The following is a 14,759-nucleotide window of genomic DNA, read 5'->3' as shown; positions in this document are numbered from 1 at the left end:
TCGGCAGAGCATAAGGCGGAATGACGACGGTGGAAATTACCTTTTCGTGAGGATTGCACCTCTGCCGGTCACGCCTGTGGATGGTCTTGCAATGAAAGGGGCGGCTTTGCGCCGCCCCAAGCTTCTCGGATCAGTTCGCCGGCGCTGCGGGTGCGGCGGGCGGTGCCCGCGGAACAGGCGTCTGGATCGGCGCAAGCGCCTGGCCTGCGGACGAGTTGAAGAACCGGAAGAACTCCGAATCCGGCGACAGCACCAGGGTCGTGCCGTTGTCGGCAAGTGCTGCCACATAGGCACGCATGGTGCGGTAGAACTCGAAGAAGGCCGGATCACGCTGAAAGGCTTCGCCGAAGATCTTGTTGCGTTCGGCGTCGCCCTGACCGCGCAGGATTTCCGCATCACGCTGGGCTTCGGAGACGAACTCGACGACCTGACGGTCGGCGATCGCCCGCCGGCGCTGGCCCTGCTCGTTACCGCGGGCGCGGATCAACTCGGCCTCGGCAAGACGCTCGGCCTTCATGCGCTGGAAGGTCTGCTGCGAGACTTCCTGGGTGAGGTCGGTGCGGCGGATACGAACGTCGCGAATGGCGAGTCCGAGGGTTTCCGCAGCCGCGGTGAGGTCCGTGCGAACCTCCTGCATCATCGAAGAGCGCTCGTTGGAGAGGGCTGCATCGAAATTGCGCAAACCATAGACGCGGCGCAGCGCCGCATCGAGGCGGGTACGAAGCCGCGATTCGGCCGAGTCGCGGTCGCCCGAGACGGTTTCCCTGAAGAGGCGCGGATCGGTGATCGAATAGACGACGAAAGCGTCGACCTCATAAAAGGCGCCGCCGCGCACCTGGACGCGGATATTGTCGAGATCGAAGCGCAACGCCCGGTCTTCGACATACTGGACGCGGTCGGCGTCCATGAAGGCGAACGGCAGCTTGAAATAGATGCCCGGCGCGCGCTTGACGTCCTGGATCTCGCCGAAGCGGACGACGATCGCCTGTTCGCGCTCGTTGACCACAAAAACCGACGAATAGATGAGCACGAGGAGAACGGCGAGGCCGATCAGGATCGCGGGGAGTCGATTGGAGTTCATCGTGTGCCTCCCTGGTTCGTCTGCGGCTTGATCATCTCGTTGAGCGGCAGGTAGGGAACGACGCCGTCCTTGTTGTCCAGAATGACCTTGCGGGAGTTCTTCAGGACCGTTTCCATGGTTTCGAGGAAGATTCGCCGGCGTGTCACTTCAGGCGCATTGGCATATTCGTTGTAGATCGAGACGAAGCGTTGCGCCTCGCCCTGTGCTTCGTTGACGACCTTGTCCTTGTAGGCGGACGCCTCTTCGCGGACCTGGGCTGCCTGACCGCGGGCCTGGCCGAGTTTCTGGTTGGAATACTGGTTCGCCTCTTCGACGAAACGGTCCTCGTCCTGTTCGGCACGCTGTACTTCTTCGAAGGCGTCGGCCACTTCACGCGGCGGAGCTGCATCCTCGATCGGTACGGCATTGATGGACAGGCCGGAGCCGTAGGTATCCATCGTGCCCTGGATGATGTTGCGCACCTCGGTCGAAATGCCCTCGCGGTTGTCGCGGAAGATGTCCTGCGCCGGGCGCCGGCCGACGACTTCGCGCATGGCGCTCTCGGAAACCTGCTGCAGCGTCGAGGCCGGGCCTTCGAGGTTGAAGAGATAGGCCTTCGGATCGGTCACGGTGAACAGAACCGAGAACTGTACGTTGACGATGTTCTGGTCGCCGGTCAGCATCCAGCCGGCATTGGAGCTCGAGCCTCGCGCCGCGCCGATATTCTGCTGCTGTTCGGTCACCTTGACGATCTCGACGGATTCGAACGGCCAGAAATGGAAATGCAGGCCCGGCATGGAGATCTCGTCCTTCGGACGGCCGAAACGCAGTTCGACGCCACGCTCGTCCGGCTGGACGGTATAGACGGACTGGAAGGCGAGGAAGGCCACGATCACGACGAGCACGATCACGAAGGCGCCGCCGTTGAAGCCGCCGGGCATCACGCTGCGCAGCCGGTCCTGACTGCGCCGGATAATGTCTTCGAGGTCAGGCGGACCGCCGCTTCCCCCGCCGCCGCGCGGGCGGTTCGGTCCCTGTCCCCAGGGTCCTTGATTATTACCGCCACCGCCACCCCAAGGGCCGCCGCCGCCACCATTCTGATTGCTCCAGGGCATCAAAACCTCTTTGCTCGTATTCGCTCCCAAGCCTCGACCCTGCCGTGTGGCAGCTGTCTGGCTATTGCCCGTTATAGGTATGAGCTGACCTGCTTTCAACGCAGCTTCAATAACTTCCCGTTCAACGGTAACGAAATGTTTCAGTTTGTCGCGGTTCTGCGGACATAGGTGGTGAAACGGGTGGGATAACTGTCCTTCTCGCCGGCCGGAACCGCTATCTCCTCTGCCTTATAGAAGACATTAGGATCGATTGCCGGAAAAACCGTGTCGCCATCGGAAATTTCGGTCTCGACATGGGTGATGCGCAGCATGTCGGCGATCCCGATCGCCTGGGCGTAGATCTCGCCGCCGCCCAGCACGAAAATTTCGTCCGAGCCGGCCTCCCGCGCCTTAGTGCCGGCGATCTCGATCGCCTCGGCGAGCGACGCCGCCACATCGACGCCGTCATAGTGAAAATCGGGGTTGCGGGTGACGATCACGTGCGGCCGTCCAGGAAGCGGTCGGCCCCCGAAGGAATCGAAGGTCCGGCGCCCGACGATGACTGGCTTGCCCAAGGTCAGCGCCTTGAAGCGCTTGAGATCGGTCGAGAGCCTCCAGGGCATGTCGCCATCGCGGCCAATGACACCGTTCCGCGAGACCGCGGCGATGATGACGAGACGGGGCCTGCTCACACCGCCACCGCCGCCTTGATATGCGGATCGGCCTCATACCCCTCCAGCGCAAAATCCTCGTAACGGAAGGAAAAAATGTCCTTTACCGCAGGATTGATGCGCATGGTGGGCAGCGCCTTCGGAGTGCGGGTGAGCTGCAGCCTGGCCTGTTCGAAATGATCCGAATAGATATGCGTGTCGCCGAGCGTATGGACGAAGTCGCCGGGTTTCAGGCCGGTGACCTGGGCCACCATCATCGTCAGCAGGGCGTAGGACGCAATGTTGAATGGCACGCCGAGAAAAACGTCGGCGGAGCGCTGGTAGAGCTGGCAGGAGAGCTTGCCGTCCGCGACATAGAACTGGAACAGGCAATGGCAGGCCGGCAGCGCCATGTCGTCGAGCTGGCCGACATTCCAGGCCGAAACGATATGCCGGCGCGAATTGGGATTGACCTTCAGGCCTTCGATCAGCTGCGAGATCTGGTCGACATGGCTGCCGTCGGGGGCGGGCCAGGAGCGCCACTGGTAGCCGTAGACGGGGCCGAGCTCGCCATTTTCGTCGGCCCATTCATCCCAGATCGAAACGCCGTTCTCTTTCAGGTAGGCGATATTGGTGTCGCCCTTCAGGAACCACAGGAGCTCGTGGATGATCGATCTCAGATGCAGCTTCTTGGTCGTCAGGACCGGAAAACCCTCCGCGAGGTCGAAGCGCATCTGATAGCCAAACACCGAGCGTGTCCCCTTGCCGGTGCGGTCGCCCCGGTCGGTACCGGTTTCCATCACATGCCGGAGAAGATCGAGATATTGTTTCATGGGTCAGGCCGCCGATTCCATCGTCAGGAAATCATATAATAGCATAAGGCCGGCCGACCAATCGCCTGTGGCGGCTTTCCCCGCTATTTTGGCAAATCCGGTTCTCAGGATCACTTGGTGACGTATTTGCGCCAATCATGGCTCTCGGCGAATCCCAGCACGTCCCGGATCTTACGGTTGCTGATCGGAGCCTCGAATTCGCCGATCTCGCCGACGATAGGCGTTCCGGGCGCCCAGCGTTCCAGGAACGGCCGGGTCGGCTCGCGAGACGTGATCGTGTCGTTGACCGCGTTGAAGACCTGGAACCCAAGTCCGTCCTTTTCGACGCAGAGATGGACGATCTGGCCAAGATCGCGGGCATCGATATAGCTCCAGGCATTGCGCTTGCGCGACGGCGGATCGGCGAGAAAGCCGGGGAACCGGCTGTAATCCTCCGGCGAGATCACGTTGCCGATCCGAAGCGCGTAGATATCGGCGCCGAACCGCATGGCAAAGGCGCGCGCCGTCTTCTCGTTGACCACTTTCGACAGGCCGTAGCTGTCCATCGGGTCGACATCGTAGTCCTCGGTGAGCGGAAACGAATGATAGTCCTTGTCGCCCTCGGCAAAGCAGACCCCATAGGTCGTCTCGCTGGATGCGATGATCACCTTGGGGATGCCGAGCTTCATCGCCGCCTCGATGACATTGTAGGTGGAAATCGTGTTGGCGGAGAATGTCGCATTGTCGGGGCGCATCAGGATGCGCGGCACGGCGGCGAAATGCACCACGGCATCGACGGGCGCCGGTCCTTTGCCGCTTTCCAGTCCCTTGAAGCCAAAATGCATCGAGAGCGCGTTGAAGGTCTCGCCGCCGTCCCTCAGATCGGTGATCAGTGTATTGACGCCGGGACAATCGAGCGGCACCAGGTCGAGGTTGAAGACCTCATGCCCTTGGCCCAGAAGATATGGCACCACATGCCGTCCGGCCTTGCCGCTGCCGCCGGTGAATACGATCCGCTTGCCCATGACCTCGCCTCCTCAAAATCCCACCATGCCCGCCGGGACGGAACGACATCGCCTGCCCTGCTCCGCTCACACACCGCCTGGCTATCTGCACACTCGGATCTTTGCCAGCCCGAATTTTGTCAGCCGGACGTGACGGCGCAGGTCGGGGGCCAAAAGGGCTCCCGCCTGCCTCACACGCAAACGACGGCGTTCTGCGCTAACCGGGCGCGCCCTGAAAATCTGCCGTTTTTGGGAGACGCGCTCCGCAGGCTCAGAGCGTCTGGAGCTTGCCGAGCTCCTTGGCGACCAGATAATAGAAGGTCACGCGGGATTTGGTGCGATCTGCGGCCATGGACTTGGCCACGGCTGCGACCGCCTTGTCCGCGGCGTCTCCCGTCACGCCAAGCTTCTTGCCGCACCAGTTGGCGACCACGCGGTCGAGCTCGGTCTTGTCGCTTGCCGCGACATTGGCCGAATCCCGGTTCCGCAGAGCGATGCCGAGATGCTTGACGATCTTTCCCACCACCGCCTCGTCGGCGGCGCTGTCATACTTCTTCACATCATCGAAATATTCGCTCATGTCCCTCTCCTCTCGTATAGGCGCCGGGGCGCCAGGGAACTCTAAACAAGATGATGTTGTAGAAGCGATTTCGAATGTTACGCAACCCCTTTTCATGCGCGCTGGGAAAGCCTATATGAGGGTTGCCGGACCTCGGTCCGGCTATGGCAATAAACGGCCGGTGTAATAAACCTATTGGACCCGGGGGCGGTACCCGGCGCCTCCACCAAAAACCGGTCGGTCGCATTGGGAAACCTTGCAGACCGGCTTTTGATGGGGGCGAAATAGGATCGACAAGGGCTTAAAGATCGAACTTTTGCTCGGCATGATACCACCGTTATCGGGTCAAAAAGTGTAGTTGCAAACGACAACAACGCTAAGGGTTATGCTCTCGCTGCCTAATGGCGGTGCGGGAAATCCGAACTAAGTCCTTGGAGGTAGCACTTTAAGGCGGGGTCCGAAGGCACCTGGCAACAGAAGCCTTCACCTTCGCTCCCCAGTCGAATACTATGGAACTGACTCGGATGTTCGTCGGGGCTTCCCCGCGCCGGGCCGGCATGGCATAACGCGTCTGACTAAAAGACGAGAGAATGGAAAGACAGGACCGTATGGGGCAGGACCACATCCGTTACGATATTCTGGCGCAGGACGCTTTGCGCGGCGTCATCCGTAAGGTTTTGACCGAGGTTGCGGCCACCGGCCGTCTGCCGGGTGACCATCATTTCTTCATCACCTTCCTCACCGGCGCCCCGGGCGTGCGCATCTCGCAGCACCTCAAGGCGAAATATGCCGAACAGATGACCATCGTCGTCCAGCACCAGTTCTGGGATCTCAAGGTCTCCGATACCCAGTTCGAAGTGGGCCTTTCCTTTTCCGATACGCCGGAACGCCTGGTCGTTCCCTTCAATGCCATTCGCGGTTTCTACGACCCGTCGGTGAATTTCGAACTCGAATTCGAAGTGCCGCTCGCCGATGAAGACGAAAACACGTCTGCTGAAATCACCGCCATCCCTGTCGAGGCGGTTGCCAAGTCCACCGATACCGAAACCAAGCCCGGCGAAGAAAAGAAGCCCGGCTCGGTCATCTCGCTCGATTCCTTCCGCAAGAAGCAGTAAGCGCCGGGAGGCGCGTCAGCCATGAGCGCCGAAATCGTCAACCTTCGCCAGTTCCGCAAGAATAAGGAACGGCTCGAAAAGGAAAAGGAGGCGGATCAGAACCGCCTCACCTTCGGCCGCACCAAGGCCGAGAAATCCCTGACCGAGGCACGCAACGACAAGGCGGAGAAGCTGCTCGACCAGAGCCGCCTCGAAAAACCCGGCAAGGACGACTGAGCTTTCCCGGTGCATATCAATATCCCGTTAACCAAACTTGCGCCGACCCGCTTGACGCCGGAAGTGCTGCGGTCTGAATAAGCGAGCTTGTTCCGAAGGTCCGGAGAGTTTCGTGATCCGCAAACATTCCGCGACCCTTCACGGTCATCGCACCAGCTTTTCACTCGAAGACGAATTCTGGCTCGAGCTGAAAGCGATCGCCATCAAACGCGACATCAGCCTGGCGACCCTGATCGCCGAGATCGACGATCAACGAGGTGCCGACAGCAATCTCTCGTCGGCGTTGCGCGTTCATGTCCTGACCTGGCTCAAATCCTCCTAGGGTAGCGATTTCCTACCAAGATTTAACCATATTTACATCTTTCTATCGGCTAGCTTCCTCTTGGGTTTCCACCCGATGATTCTCCCAAAGAGGTTTTCCTATGGTCGATGCTATTTCCTCATCATCCGCTGCTTCCACACTGCTTTCCGCGTCTTCGACTGCTTCAGGTACCGCCTCCAACACGGCCGATCTCGAAGCACAGATCAGTGCCAAACAGGACGAACTCGCCGAAGAGACCGACGAACAGAAGAAGGCCGAGCTCGAACAGGCAATTGCCGCGCTGAAGGCCCAGCTCGAAGCCGCTAAGGCCGCCGAAAAATTGAAGACGGCGACCAAGGGCGGCGAACTGCCGGCCCCCGCCCAGCTTTCCGGCGAAAGCGACCAGATCGGCACCACGAATTTCGACGAGACCACCCCGTTCGGCGAACGGACCGCTTGGCTCTAAAGGCGACCCGAACGCGCGGCGGCAGCTACCGCTGCACCCCCGGCAGGCTGGGTATACTGGGAGCGACGGCCGGCGGAAGGATCGGAAAGTTCTGGCGGATCGCACCATCGGTCGGCGGCACGATCAGCTGCGGCGGCTGGCTGATCTGGCGCTGGCGCGCCTCTTCCGCCGCCCGGGCCGCCGCCTCCACCGCCTGCCGCTGACGCTCAGCCTCGGCTGCCTGCTGGCGGACCCGCTCTTCGGCTGCGGCCCTGTCGCGGGCCGCCTGCCGCTCGATCGCCTGGAAATTATAGAGCGCCACCTCGCGGCGAAGACGCTGCTTCTCCAGCACGCTCGCCTGCAGGGTTTCGACACGCCGCCGCTGCTGCTCAAAGGCGCGTTGCGACAGGAAATTGGTCATGGCCGCGATATCGACCCGCTTGGCGGGTGCGGCAATATCGCCCGAATAGTCCAGCCGGATGGTCGGATCGCCGCCGGCCAGCGCTTCTTCGCCGGCATTGTAGGTAACCGCCAAATTCGCGCTCAGAGTATCATCCAGAAGATCGAAGCGCCCTTCGCCCGAGAGTTTCGTCGCGCCGACCGCGGCTGCGATATTCTGAGCCCGCGCTTCGCCCGACGTGATCGTCAACGGAATGGTCACGTCGCCGAGGGCGGCACTTCCCTGATGCAGCAGACCGGCAACGATCGGCCGGACCTTGGCTTCCGTCACCTCGCCGCCAAGCTTGTCGACCCCCGCCATCAAAGGCTTCATCGCGTCGGGATTGATGCCGGCCACGGTCAGCCCCTTCAGCCGCAATTCCGCGGAACCGCTCGCAGCGCCGAGGAGTTCGGCAAGGCTCTTGCCGGTCGATTCGGCGGACATGTTGAAATCCAGCTTGCCGCTGGCGACCGGTTTGCCGCCGGCTGTCCAGACGAGCGGCGCAAGATCGGCGTTCTCAGCCGAAAGCCGGGCCTGCAGAAGCCCCGTACCGTCGCCGTTCGACATCAGCAGCCGGCCAGAGAGCCGGCCACCCTGCCAGTTGCCTGCGCCGTTTTCGATGGTGATTCCGCCGCTGCGATGGGTGACGCGAGCCGCAAAATCCCCGACATTGCCGAACGCGCCGGCATGGAACGCCCGCGCCTTGACGTCGAGGGCGACATCCGCGCCGGCAAAGATCGGCCGGGCGAAGGGTTTTGAGGAAAACGCACCGCTCTGCGGGTCGCCGACCGCCCCGTAGATCGCTTCCCCGAGCCAGGCGAGATCGAGACTGTCGACACTGAGCGAACCCGTGGCCGGCAGGCCCGGCGCCTTGCGGTCGACGGCGATATCGCCGCTGATCGCGTTGCCGTCCGCCACGCCTTTGAGGCCCGCGATCTTCATGGCTTCGGGCGTCATGCTGATATCCGCATCGAGCGTGACCGGCAGGCCGGTCCCGAATTGCGGCAGGCCGACGCCGTTCATCAGCAGATAGGGCTCCAGATCGGCGCTTCTGAGCGTCACGTGGCCACTGCCCTCGCCAAAGCCCTCGGCGCCGATCCGGATATCGCCGTGGAGGTCCAACGAGGTCTTTTCGGTCGTGAACGTCAGCGCGGTCTTTGCCGCGGCATCCGGACCCTGCTGGACGTTGAGCAGCAACTCGCCCGCGCCATCCCCTTCGAAAGGCAGGGGATCGAGACCCACCTGTCCCAGGAGAACCATCGGATCAGGATTGTCGAGCGACGCAACGAGCCTCATGTCGGTGTCGCTCGTCAGGTCGAAAAGACCGGGCAGTTTCAGGTTGGCATTGACCGCGCTGCCGTTGGTCTTGCCTTTGAGGACGACCTCCACTCCGTTCAGACTTCCGCCGACGGTCAGATTGGCGCCGAGATCCGTATTCGCGAACCAGGCACCGTTTGCGGCAAGCCGGGCGAGAGCCGGATGCGGCGGCAGCCGGTCGCGCAGCATGGTCAGGAAGGCGGTCGGATCAGCGGATCGAAACGACAGGCTGCCATTGCCCGAATAGGCGAGCAGCGAGCCTTCGATCCGGCCCCGCGCCGAAACCGTGGCGCCTTCGATATTGCCGATCGTCAGTCGTTCCAGCGACAACGTGCCGCCGGCCACGGTGAAGGCGGTATCGACATTGTTGGCGGCAACCCCGAAGGCAGTGAACCGGTCGGCCTTCAGTGTCGCCGCAACCCGGTGGTCCAGCACGTCCTGGCCCGCGTCGTCGCCGGTCATCAGCGAGGCGAGCGCCCGCATGGCATCGATATCGATCTCGTTGCCCGCAAGGCTCATCGACAGGTTTGGCGTTTTCCCCTGGGACGACTGGCGTTCCAGACGGCCCTTGAGCGTCGCCGGCCCGATCGCCAGTTCGAGGTTGTCGAACCGTTGCAGGTCCGGCGTCAGATTGACCTTCGCCGAAAAACCGGCGGACCGGAGCTGGCGCAGTTCCGGCGCGACCCGGCCCGAAAGCCAGTCGGAAAGCCCGGATGGCTGGCTGGAGGCCACCAGCATGTCGCCGACGAAGGACGTCCGGTCGCGCAGCACGAGGCTGCCCTTGGCCTCCAACTGGGTACGGCCCGGCAGGGTGGCGACCACATTGTCGACCGTCCAGCCGCGCCCTGCGGGCCGTATGTCGAGCCTGATGTCGCGGATCGTCGTATCGTTGGCGACGATCGCCGGCAGCCTCAGGCTGGCGCGGCCGGGCACCTGCGGAATCGGGATCGATGCCGCCAGCCGGATGAAATTGTTGATGCGGCGCTGCGCCGAGGCGGCGGCATCACGGCCGGTCTTTGCCCGCGCGCCCTCGCCCAGCCGATTGACGTCGATCTGCTGGCCGTCGGCTGTCAGCAGGAATTCCGGCTTGGTGCCGGTATCGAGCGTCGCCTCGCCGGTCACCACATAAGGATTGTCGGTCGCCCCGACTTCCAGCCGGTACTGCGGGATGCGGATACGCTCGTTGGTGACCTCGAACCCGCCCTTCAGGCGCGGTCCGGGCGGTGGCGGCGTCACCGGTTCGGTCTCGTCCTCCTCCTGCAGGAAGTCGAGCGTGAAGTTGCCGTTAAAGGTCGGCTTGTTGTCGGCAAGGGCGAGTTCGCCGTCGAGATTGATCTCGACGGGCCGCGCATCCGGCCAGAGCCTGAGGCGCAGCGGCACGCGCTTGCCCTCGGCATCCGCCGTGCCGCTCGCCAGGTTGAACCGCGTCTCGTAACCGTCGAGCGACGCATTGCCCTCGCCGCGCCAGGGGCCACGCAGCGAGCCTGCGGAAAAATCGCCTGCGAGGCCGGTGATCCGCCGCGACTGGCCGGACTGTTCATCGATCAGGTCGACCTCGCCGCCGGTGACATGCACGTCCTCGATGACCACGGTGCGGGCGGGGATCAAGGCGCGGCTGCCGCGCATCCAGTCGAGCGTGCCGTCCTTCAGCAGCCGGACCCGCGCCTTCGGCTGCTCGATGCGCATGTCGAAGATACGCGCCTCGCCGGAGAGGAAGGGTGCAAGCTCCATATCCATCGAAAACTGCGCGACCTGGACCAAGGGCTGGCCATCCGTATCGGCCCCCACCCGTACGTCGTGCAGGGTGACGGAGGGAAATGGCAGTATACGCGCATCGACGCTGCCGTGGACGGTGACCTTCTTGCCGAGGATGCGGCTTGCCTGTTCCTCGAAGCTGACGCGCAGGCTCGCCCAGTCGACGAACAAGGGCGCCAGCAGCGCTGTAAACAGCGCCACCACCACCAATCCGCCGAATGCCAACAGGATGCGTCCGAGCACGGTATCCGTTTCCCTGATCTGCTTAAGAGACTAGTTCCATCGGGTTCGCAGGCAAGTCAAGCTTGCGGGAGCATCTCATTCGGCATTCCTGAAGATCTTGCCGGGATTGAAGATATTCTTCGGATCGAGCCCCTGTTTGATCGTCCGCATCAGGCCGACCGCGCCGCCGAGCTCCTCCTCCAGGAACGACATCTTCCCCTGGCCGATGCCGTGTTCGCCGGTGCAGGTGCCGTCCATGCCAAGGGCCCGGTGGTTGAGGCGGGCAATGAACGCCTCGACCTTCTCGACCGAGGCCGGGTCCTTGCCGTCGAAGAGCACCAGGACGTGGAAATTGCCGTCACCCGCATGGCCGACGATCGGTGCCAGCAGTCCCTGCTGCGCGATATCGGCCTGGGTCTCGGCGACGCATTCGGCCAGCCGCGAGATCGGCACGCAGACGTCGGTCGACAGGCCGTCGAGTTGCGGCGCCAGCGCCCGGCTCGCCCAATAGGCGTTGTGCCGGGCGTTCCAGAGCTTTGCCCGCTCCTCGGCATTGGCCGTCCACAGAAAGTCGTCACCGCCGCATTCCGCGGCGATCTCGGCAAACTGCGCCGACTGCAGCGCCACCGTCTCATCGGTGCCGTGGAATTCCAGGAACAGCGTCGGTTTTTCTGGATAGGAGAGTTTCGAATAGGCATTGCAGGCCCGTATCTGCACGTCATCGAGCAGCTCGATGCGGGCAACCGGAATACCCATCTGGATGGTCATGATCACGGCGTCGCAGGCGGCTTTCACGCTCGGAAAGGCGCAGACGCCGCCGCCGATCTTTTCCGGAATGCCCTGCAGCCGCAACGTCACCGAGGTGATGACGCCGAGCGTGCCTTCCGAGCCGACGAAGAGCCGGGTCAGATCGTAGCCGGCCGAGGATTTCCGGGCCCGCTGCGCGGTGCGGATTTCTTCGCCGTCGGCGGTGACGACGGTGAGCGCCAGGACATTGTCCTTCATCGTGCCATAGCGCACCGCATTGGTGCCGGAAGCGCGGGTCGCGGTCATGCCGCCGATCGAGGCATTAGCGCCGGGATCGATCGGGAAGAACAGGCCGGTGTCGCGAAGCTCGCGGTTCAGTTCCTCGCGGGTGATGCCGGGCTCCACCGTCACGTCGAGATCGGCGGGGCTGACGCGCAGCACCTTGTTCATGCGGGTGAAATCGATCGAAATTCCGCCCGACGGCGCATTCACCTGGCCTTCGAGCGAGGAGCCGACGCCAAATGGCACGACGGGCACGCGATGCTCGGCGCAGGCCTCGACCACGGCCTTGACGTCGTCGGCGCTCTCGACGAAGACGACGCCGTCCGGAAGCTGGGCGGGCAGATAGGTCGTCGTATGGGCGTGCTGCTCGCGAAACGACCGGCCGGTCTGGAAGCGCTCCCCGAAGGATTGCTTGAGGATGCCGAGGACCGCTGCGATGCCCTCTTCGTTGCGGAGACCCGCCTTTACATCCTTGACCGCCATGAACATTCTCCTCGTGTCTTTTCAAGGGATTGGTTAGGCGACGGGTCGGGTTTTGTCCAGACGGAACAATGGCCGATCGACCGGGCGGAGTCCGGCCTTGGCGATTTCGGTTTTCGGAGTCGGCCGGGGGGGCTGAAAGCTGCCTCGTAAATATAAAAATAGGTGACACCTCTCAGCGCCCCGTTCGGCGGTTTATGCCCGCGACTTCGGTCCCTCTGCGATGACGGGGGTTGTGGGAACGGTTGCGTGCCCCTCCCTGGAGAGGGCGTCATGCACGCTCTCAGACCACGATGCCGCAGGCCATGACTGCCGCCCGGCATCGTCTTCCACCTGCGCCGCACAATCCGGGTTTCTTGAAAAACCCTCGGACGCCGCACGGCGCGGCCCCGATCACCCTGTGTGCCTCACAGGCACGCCCGGCGCTCCATGATGGAAAACGAAACGAGAAGTCGGCCCGACAGCTTCTCGCCCGTCCCACGTCGCTGGAGGGAGACCATTTTCCGCGAACCCCGAATGGAAGGACTTACGTCGTTTCCTCACACCCGGTGCCGGTCCCGCCTCGCCGGCACGCCTGCCGGTGTATCCGCAACGGAACGGGGGGATTGTAGGCATGGGTCGGGAGAGCGGGGATGAGAGAGGATGTGGATTGGGGTTAAGTCGTTGAGCAGGCGGGCGGGCAACCCTTGGGACGTCCCCGCGACCGCATGGCCCGACAACCCCGAAAGCGAGGATGACGGACGAGCTGATGCCGAACCTAGCCCGGGACGGCCACGCTCAGCCTCTGCTGTACCTGATCGACATTGCCGCGGACATAAACGGCAGTGGGCTTGCCGCCCGTGCTGGCGAGTGCAAGAGCGATGATCGTCACTTCCTCTTCGAAAGTCGTGACGTAGAGCACCTGCGAGGGATTGATATATACGGCCTGGTTATGGGTGTTCTTAAAGCCGATAAGCGCCATACGTCTCTCCTTCTGCTGCGTGGCAACATATGCCATGCCATGCACAAGGTTGCCGCAAGTTTAACGAGCGCCGGTCATGGGCGTCACGAAGAGAAGAAGTCTCGAAAGAGACCACCACAAGGAGATATTCACGGCAAGCCTCCCGTTTCGGTAAGTCCTTCCGGCCCGGCATGGCGGAGGTTCGAAGAGCCGGATGCGAATCGCAGGCTGCGACGACCGGACCGAACGCGAGACCGGAACTTCCGATTCCGGCGCCACTGCGGATCTTTGTCGCAGCGCAAAATAGTTCACCTGCAAGTCACCGATCGATGCTCTAAATCATGTCCTGCCTTTTCACGCCTCAGGAGGATCAACGATGCCGACAATTGCAATCATTGGAGCGGGTGCGATGGGGAGCGGGATCGGCCGGCGCCTGACGGATAGTGGCGCCAGGGTGCTGACCTGTCTGGAAGGCCGCTCACCCGAAACCCACGACCGGGCCAGGGCTGCGGGAATGCAGCCCGCCTCCCTGCAAGACATCATCGAGGCGGAGATCGTGCTGTCGATCGTTCCGCCCGCCGAAGCGATCGGCGTTGCCGAAATGCTGTCTGCCGCCATAGGAGAGCGCCCGAGCCCGGTAACATTCGTCGATTGCAACGCGATCTCGCCGGACACGATGCGCCAGGTTGCGGCCGCTTTCAGGCCCGGCCAGGCGACCGTGCTGGACGGTTCGATCATCGGCCTGCCGCCGCAGCCGGGAAAGGCGGGACCGAGGCTCTATGTCAGTGGTGACGGCGCGGACAGAAGCGCCGTTCTCGCGGCCCACGGGCTTCAAGTCCGCCGAATCGACGGCGCGCTCGGCGCCGCCTCGGCGCTGAAAATGTGCTATGCCGGCATCAACAAGGGCGTGACCGGCCTCGGCACCGCCATGCTTCTTGCCGCGATCGGGGCCGGCGCGGACCAGAGCCTCAAGCAGGAAATGGCCGAAAGCATACCCGACCTCGACCGGAAGCTCTCCGTTGCCATTCCGGAGATGTATGCGAAGGCGTATCGCTGGGTGGCGGAGATGGAGGAGATCGCCGCATTCCTTGGCGAAGACGATCCGGCCTCGCTGATCTTCAGGGGAATGGCGGGATTGTTTCAGAAGATGGCCGACGACCGGGAAAACGGCGGCGCGCTTGCCGGCGAGCTCAACACCTTGCTGCATCGGTAGAAGGCAGCGAAAACCTCGAGACCGCACCTCCGTCCCCGGATCTGGTCCGGGGCAGGAAGATGGAGGGAGCGACCGTGACGCCGCTCCCGAACAGATCGTCCCTCGCCC

The 14,759-nt window shown here is 62.8% G+C and carries 14 protein-coding genes and 1 other RNA gene; 6 read left to right on the top strand and 9 right to left on the bottom strand.

The annotated features are described in order from the left end of the window. Positions 1 to 130 precede the first annotated feature (130 nt). The 6 genes from PMI07_RS26280 to PMI07_RS26255 form a co-directional block, all read right to left on the bottom strand. Complete coding sequence (locus PMI07_RS26280) at positions 131 to 1,081, bottom strand: protease modulator HflC (protein WP_007753655.1); 951 nt, start codon at positions 1,079 to 1,081, stop codon at positions 131 to 133. Then, a complete protein-coding gene (hflK, locus tag PMI07_RS26275) occupies positions 1,078 to 2,175 on the bottom strand; it encodes an FtsH protease activity modulator HflK (protein WP_007753652.1) in 1,098 nt (365 codons plus the stop codon). The genes PMI07_RS26280 and hflK overlap by 4 nt, the downstream gene beginning before the upstream one ends. A gap of 140 nt (positions 2,176 to 2,315) precedes the next feature. Further along, complete coding sequence (locus PMI07_RS26270) at positions 2,316 to 2,846, bottom strand: dihydrofolate reductase (RefSeq protein WP_007753647.1); 531 nt, start codon at positions 2,844 to 2,846, stop codon at positions 2,316 to 2,318. Continuing rightward, positions 2,843 to 3,637: a thymidylate synthase gene (locus PMI07_RS26265; protein WP_024164175.1), complete on the bottom strand. Its 795-nt coding sequence runs from the start codon at positions 3,635 to 3,637 to the stop codon at positions 2,843 to 2,845. Before PMI07_RS26265 ends, PMI07_RS26270 begins: the two co-directional genes overlap by 4 nt. Before the next feature lie 110 nt (positions 3,638 to 3,747). Then, on the bottom strand, positions 3,748 to 4,641 hold the full coding sequence (locus tag PMI07_RS26260; RefSeq protein WP_007764043.1) for an NAD(P)-dependent oxidoreductase: 894 nt from the start codon (positions 4,639 to 4,641) through the stop codon (positions 3,748 to 3,750). A 250-nt stretch (positions 4,642 to 4,891) separates the two neighbouring features. Further along, the gene (locus PMI07_RS26255) at positions 4,892 to 5,200 is read right to left on the bottom strand and encodes a DUF2853 family protein (protein ID WP_007764046.1); all 309 of its coding nucleotides are present in this window, start codon (positions 5,198 to 5,200) and stop codon (positions 4,892 to 4,894) included. Positions 5,201 to 5,285: 85 nt separating this feature from the next. Here PMI07_RS26255 and ssrA point away from each other — a divergent pair. The 5 genes from ssrA (at position 5,286) to PMI07_RS26235 (ending at position 7,277) form a co-directional block, all read left to right on the top strand. Next, positions 5,286 to 5,667: a transfer-messenger RNA gene (ssrA, locus tag PMI07_RS34535) on the top strand. 120 nt (positions 5,668 to 5,787) lie between these two features. Beyond that, positions 5,788 to 6,294 (top strand): SspB family protein, encoded by a 507-nt coding sequence (locus PMI07_RS26250; RefSeq protein ID WP_007764049.1) that lies wholly within the window; start codon positions 5,788 to 5,790, stop codon positions 6,292 to 6,294. Between the two features lie 21 nt (positions 6,295 to 6,315). After that, positions 6,316 to 6,510 (top strand): DUF4169 family protein, encoded by a 195-nt coding sequence (locus tag PMI07_RS26245; RefSeq protein WP_007764051.1) that lies wholly within the window; start codon positions 6,316 to 6,318, stop codon positions 6,508 to 6,510. Positions 6,511 to 6,622: 112 nt separating this feature from the next. After that, positions 6,623 to 6,832 carry a ribbon-helix-helix domain-containing protein gene (locus tag PMI07_RS26240; protein ID WP_007764057.1) on the top strand — a complete coding sequence of 70 codons (210 nt, stop codon included), beginning with the start codon at positions 6,623 to 6,625 and terminating at the stop codon, positions 6,830 to 6,832. A gap of 100 nt (positions 6,833 to 6,932) precedes the next feature. Continuing rightward, on the top strand, positions 6,933 to 7,277 hold the full coding sequence (locus tag PMI07_RS26235) for a hypothetical protein (RefSeq protein ID WP_007764059.1): 345 nt from the start codon (positions 6,933 to 6,935) through the stop codon (positions 7,275 to 7,277). Positions 7,278 to 7,302: 25 nt separating this feature from the next. Here the strand turns inward: PMI07_RS26235 and PMI07_RS26230 are convergent, their stop codons facing one another. The 3 genes from PMI07_RS26230 to PMI07_RS26220 form a co-directional block, all read right to left on the bottom strand. After that, positions 7,303 to 11,010, bottom strand: a complete 3,708-nt coding sequence (locus PMI07_RS26230) for an AsmA family protein (RefSeq protein ID WP_024164174.1) — start codon at positions 11,008 to 11,010, stop codon at positions 7,303 to 7,305. Between the two features lie 75 nt (positions 11,011 to 11,085). Beyond that, the gene (locus PMI07_RS26225) at positions 11,086 to 12,501 is read right to left on the bottom strand and encodes an FAD-linked oxidase C-terminal domain-containing protein (protein ID WP_007775033.1); all 1,416 of its coding nucleotides are present in this window, start codon (positions 12,499 to 12,501) and stop codon (positions 11,086 to 11,088) included. Positions 12,502 to 13,255: 754 nt separating this feature from the next. Further along, positions 13,256 to 13,459: a hypothetical protein gene (locus PMI07_RS26220; protein WP_007775035.1), complete on the bottom strand. Its 204-nt coding sequence runs from the start codon at positions 13,457 to 13,459 to the stop codon at positions 13,256 to 13,258. Positions 13,460 to 13,814: 355 nt separating this feature from the next. Between PMI07_RS26220 and PMI07_RS26215 the strand changes: the two genes are divergently transcribed. Then, a complete protein-coding gene (locus PMI07_RS26215) occupies positions 13,815 to 14,651 on the top strand; it encodes an NAD(P)-dependent oxidoreductase (protein WP_007775037.1) in 837 nt (278 codons plus the stop codon). The last annotated feature ends 108 nt before the right edge of the window (positions 14,652 to 14,759 follow it).

Origin of the sequence: Rhizobium sp. CF080, assembly GCF_000282095.2 — a bacterium.
Taxonomy (GTDB): Bacteria; Pseudomonadota; Alphaproteobacteria; order Rhizobiales; family Rhizobiaceae; genus Neorhizobium.
The sequence above is the reverse complement of the archived record's forward strand: the minus strand, read 5'-3'. Positions and strand labels throughout refer to the sequence as shown.

Excerpts from the sequence above, each read along its gene's own strand:
- PMI07_RS26265 (WP_024164175.1), bottom strand. The coding sequence starts at position 3,637 with ATGAAACAATATCTCGATCTTCTCCGGCATGTGATGGAAACCGGTACC.
- PMI07_RS26280 (WP_007753655.1), bottom strand. The coding sequence starts at position 1,081 with ATGAACTCCAATCGACTCCCCGCGATCCTGATCGGCCTCGCCGTTCTC.
- PMI07_RS26260 (WP_007764043.1), bottom strand. The coding sequence starts at position 4,641 with ATGGGCAAGCGGATCGTATTCACCGGCGGCAGCGGCAAGGCCGGACGG.
- PMI07_RS26225 (WP_007775033.1), bottom strand. The coding sequence starts at position 12,501 with ATGGCGGTCAAGGATGTAAAGGCGGGTCTCCGCAACGAAGAGGGCATC.
- PMI07_RS26235 (WP_007764059.1), top strand. The coding sequence starts at position 6,933 with ATGGTCGATGCTATTTCCTCATCATCCGCTGCTTCCACACTGCTTTCC.
- PMI07_RS26250 (WP_007764049.1), top strand. The coding sequence starts at position 5,788 with ATGGGGCAGGACCACATCCGTTACGATATTCTGGCGCAGGACGCTTTG.
- PMI07_RS26215 (WP_007775037.1), top strand. The coding sequence starts at position 13,815 with ATGCCGACAATTGCAATCATTGGAGCGGGTGCGATGGGGAGCGGGATC.
- hflK (WP_007753652.1), bottom strand. The coding sequence starts at position 2,175 with ATGCCCTGGAGCAATCAGAATGGTGGCGGCGGCGGCCCTTGGGGTGGC.
- PMI07_RS26255 (WP_007764046.1), bottom strand. The coding sequence starts at position 5,200 with ATGAGCGAATATTTCGATGATGTGAAGAAGTATGACAGCGCCGCCGAC.
- PMI07_RS26245 (WP_007764051.1), top strand. The coding sequence starts at position 6,316 with ATGAGCGCCGAAATCGTCAACCTTCGCCAGTTCCGCAAGAATAAGGAA.
- PMI07_RS26220 (WP_007775035.1), bottom strand. The coding sequence starts at position 13,459 with ATGGCGCTTATCGGCTTTAAGAACACCCATAACCAGGCCGTATATATC.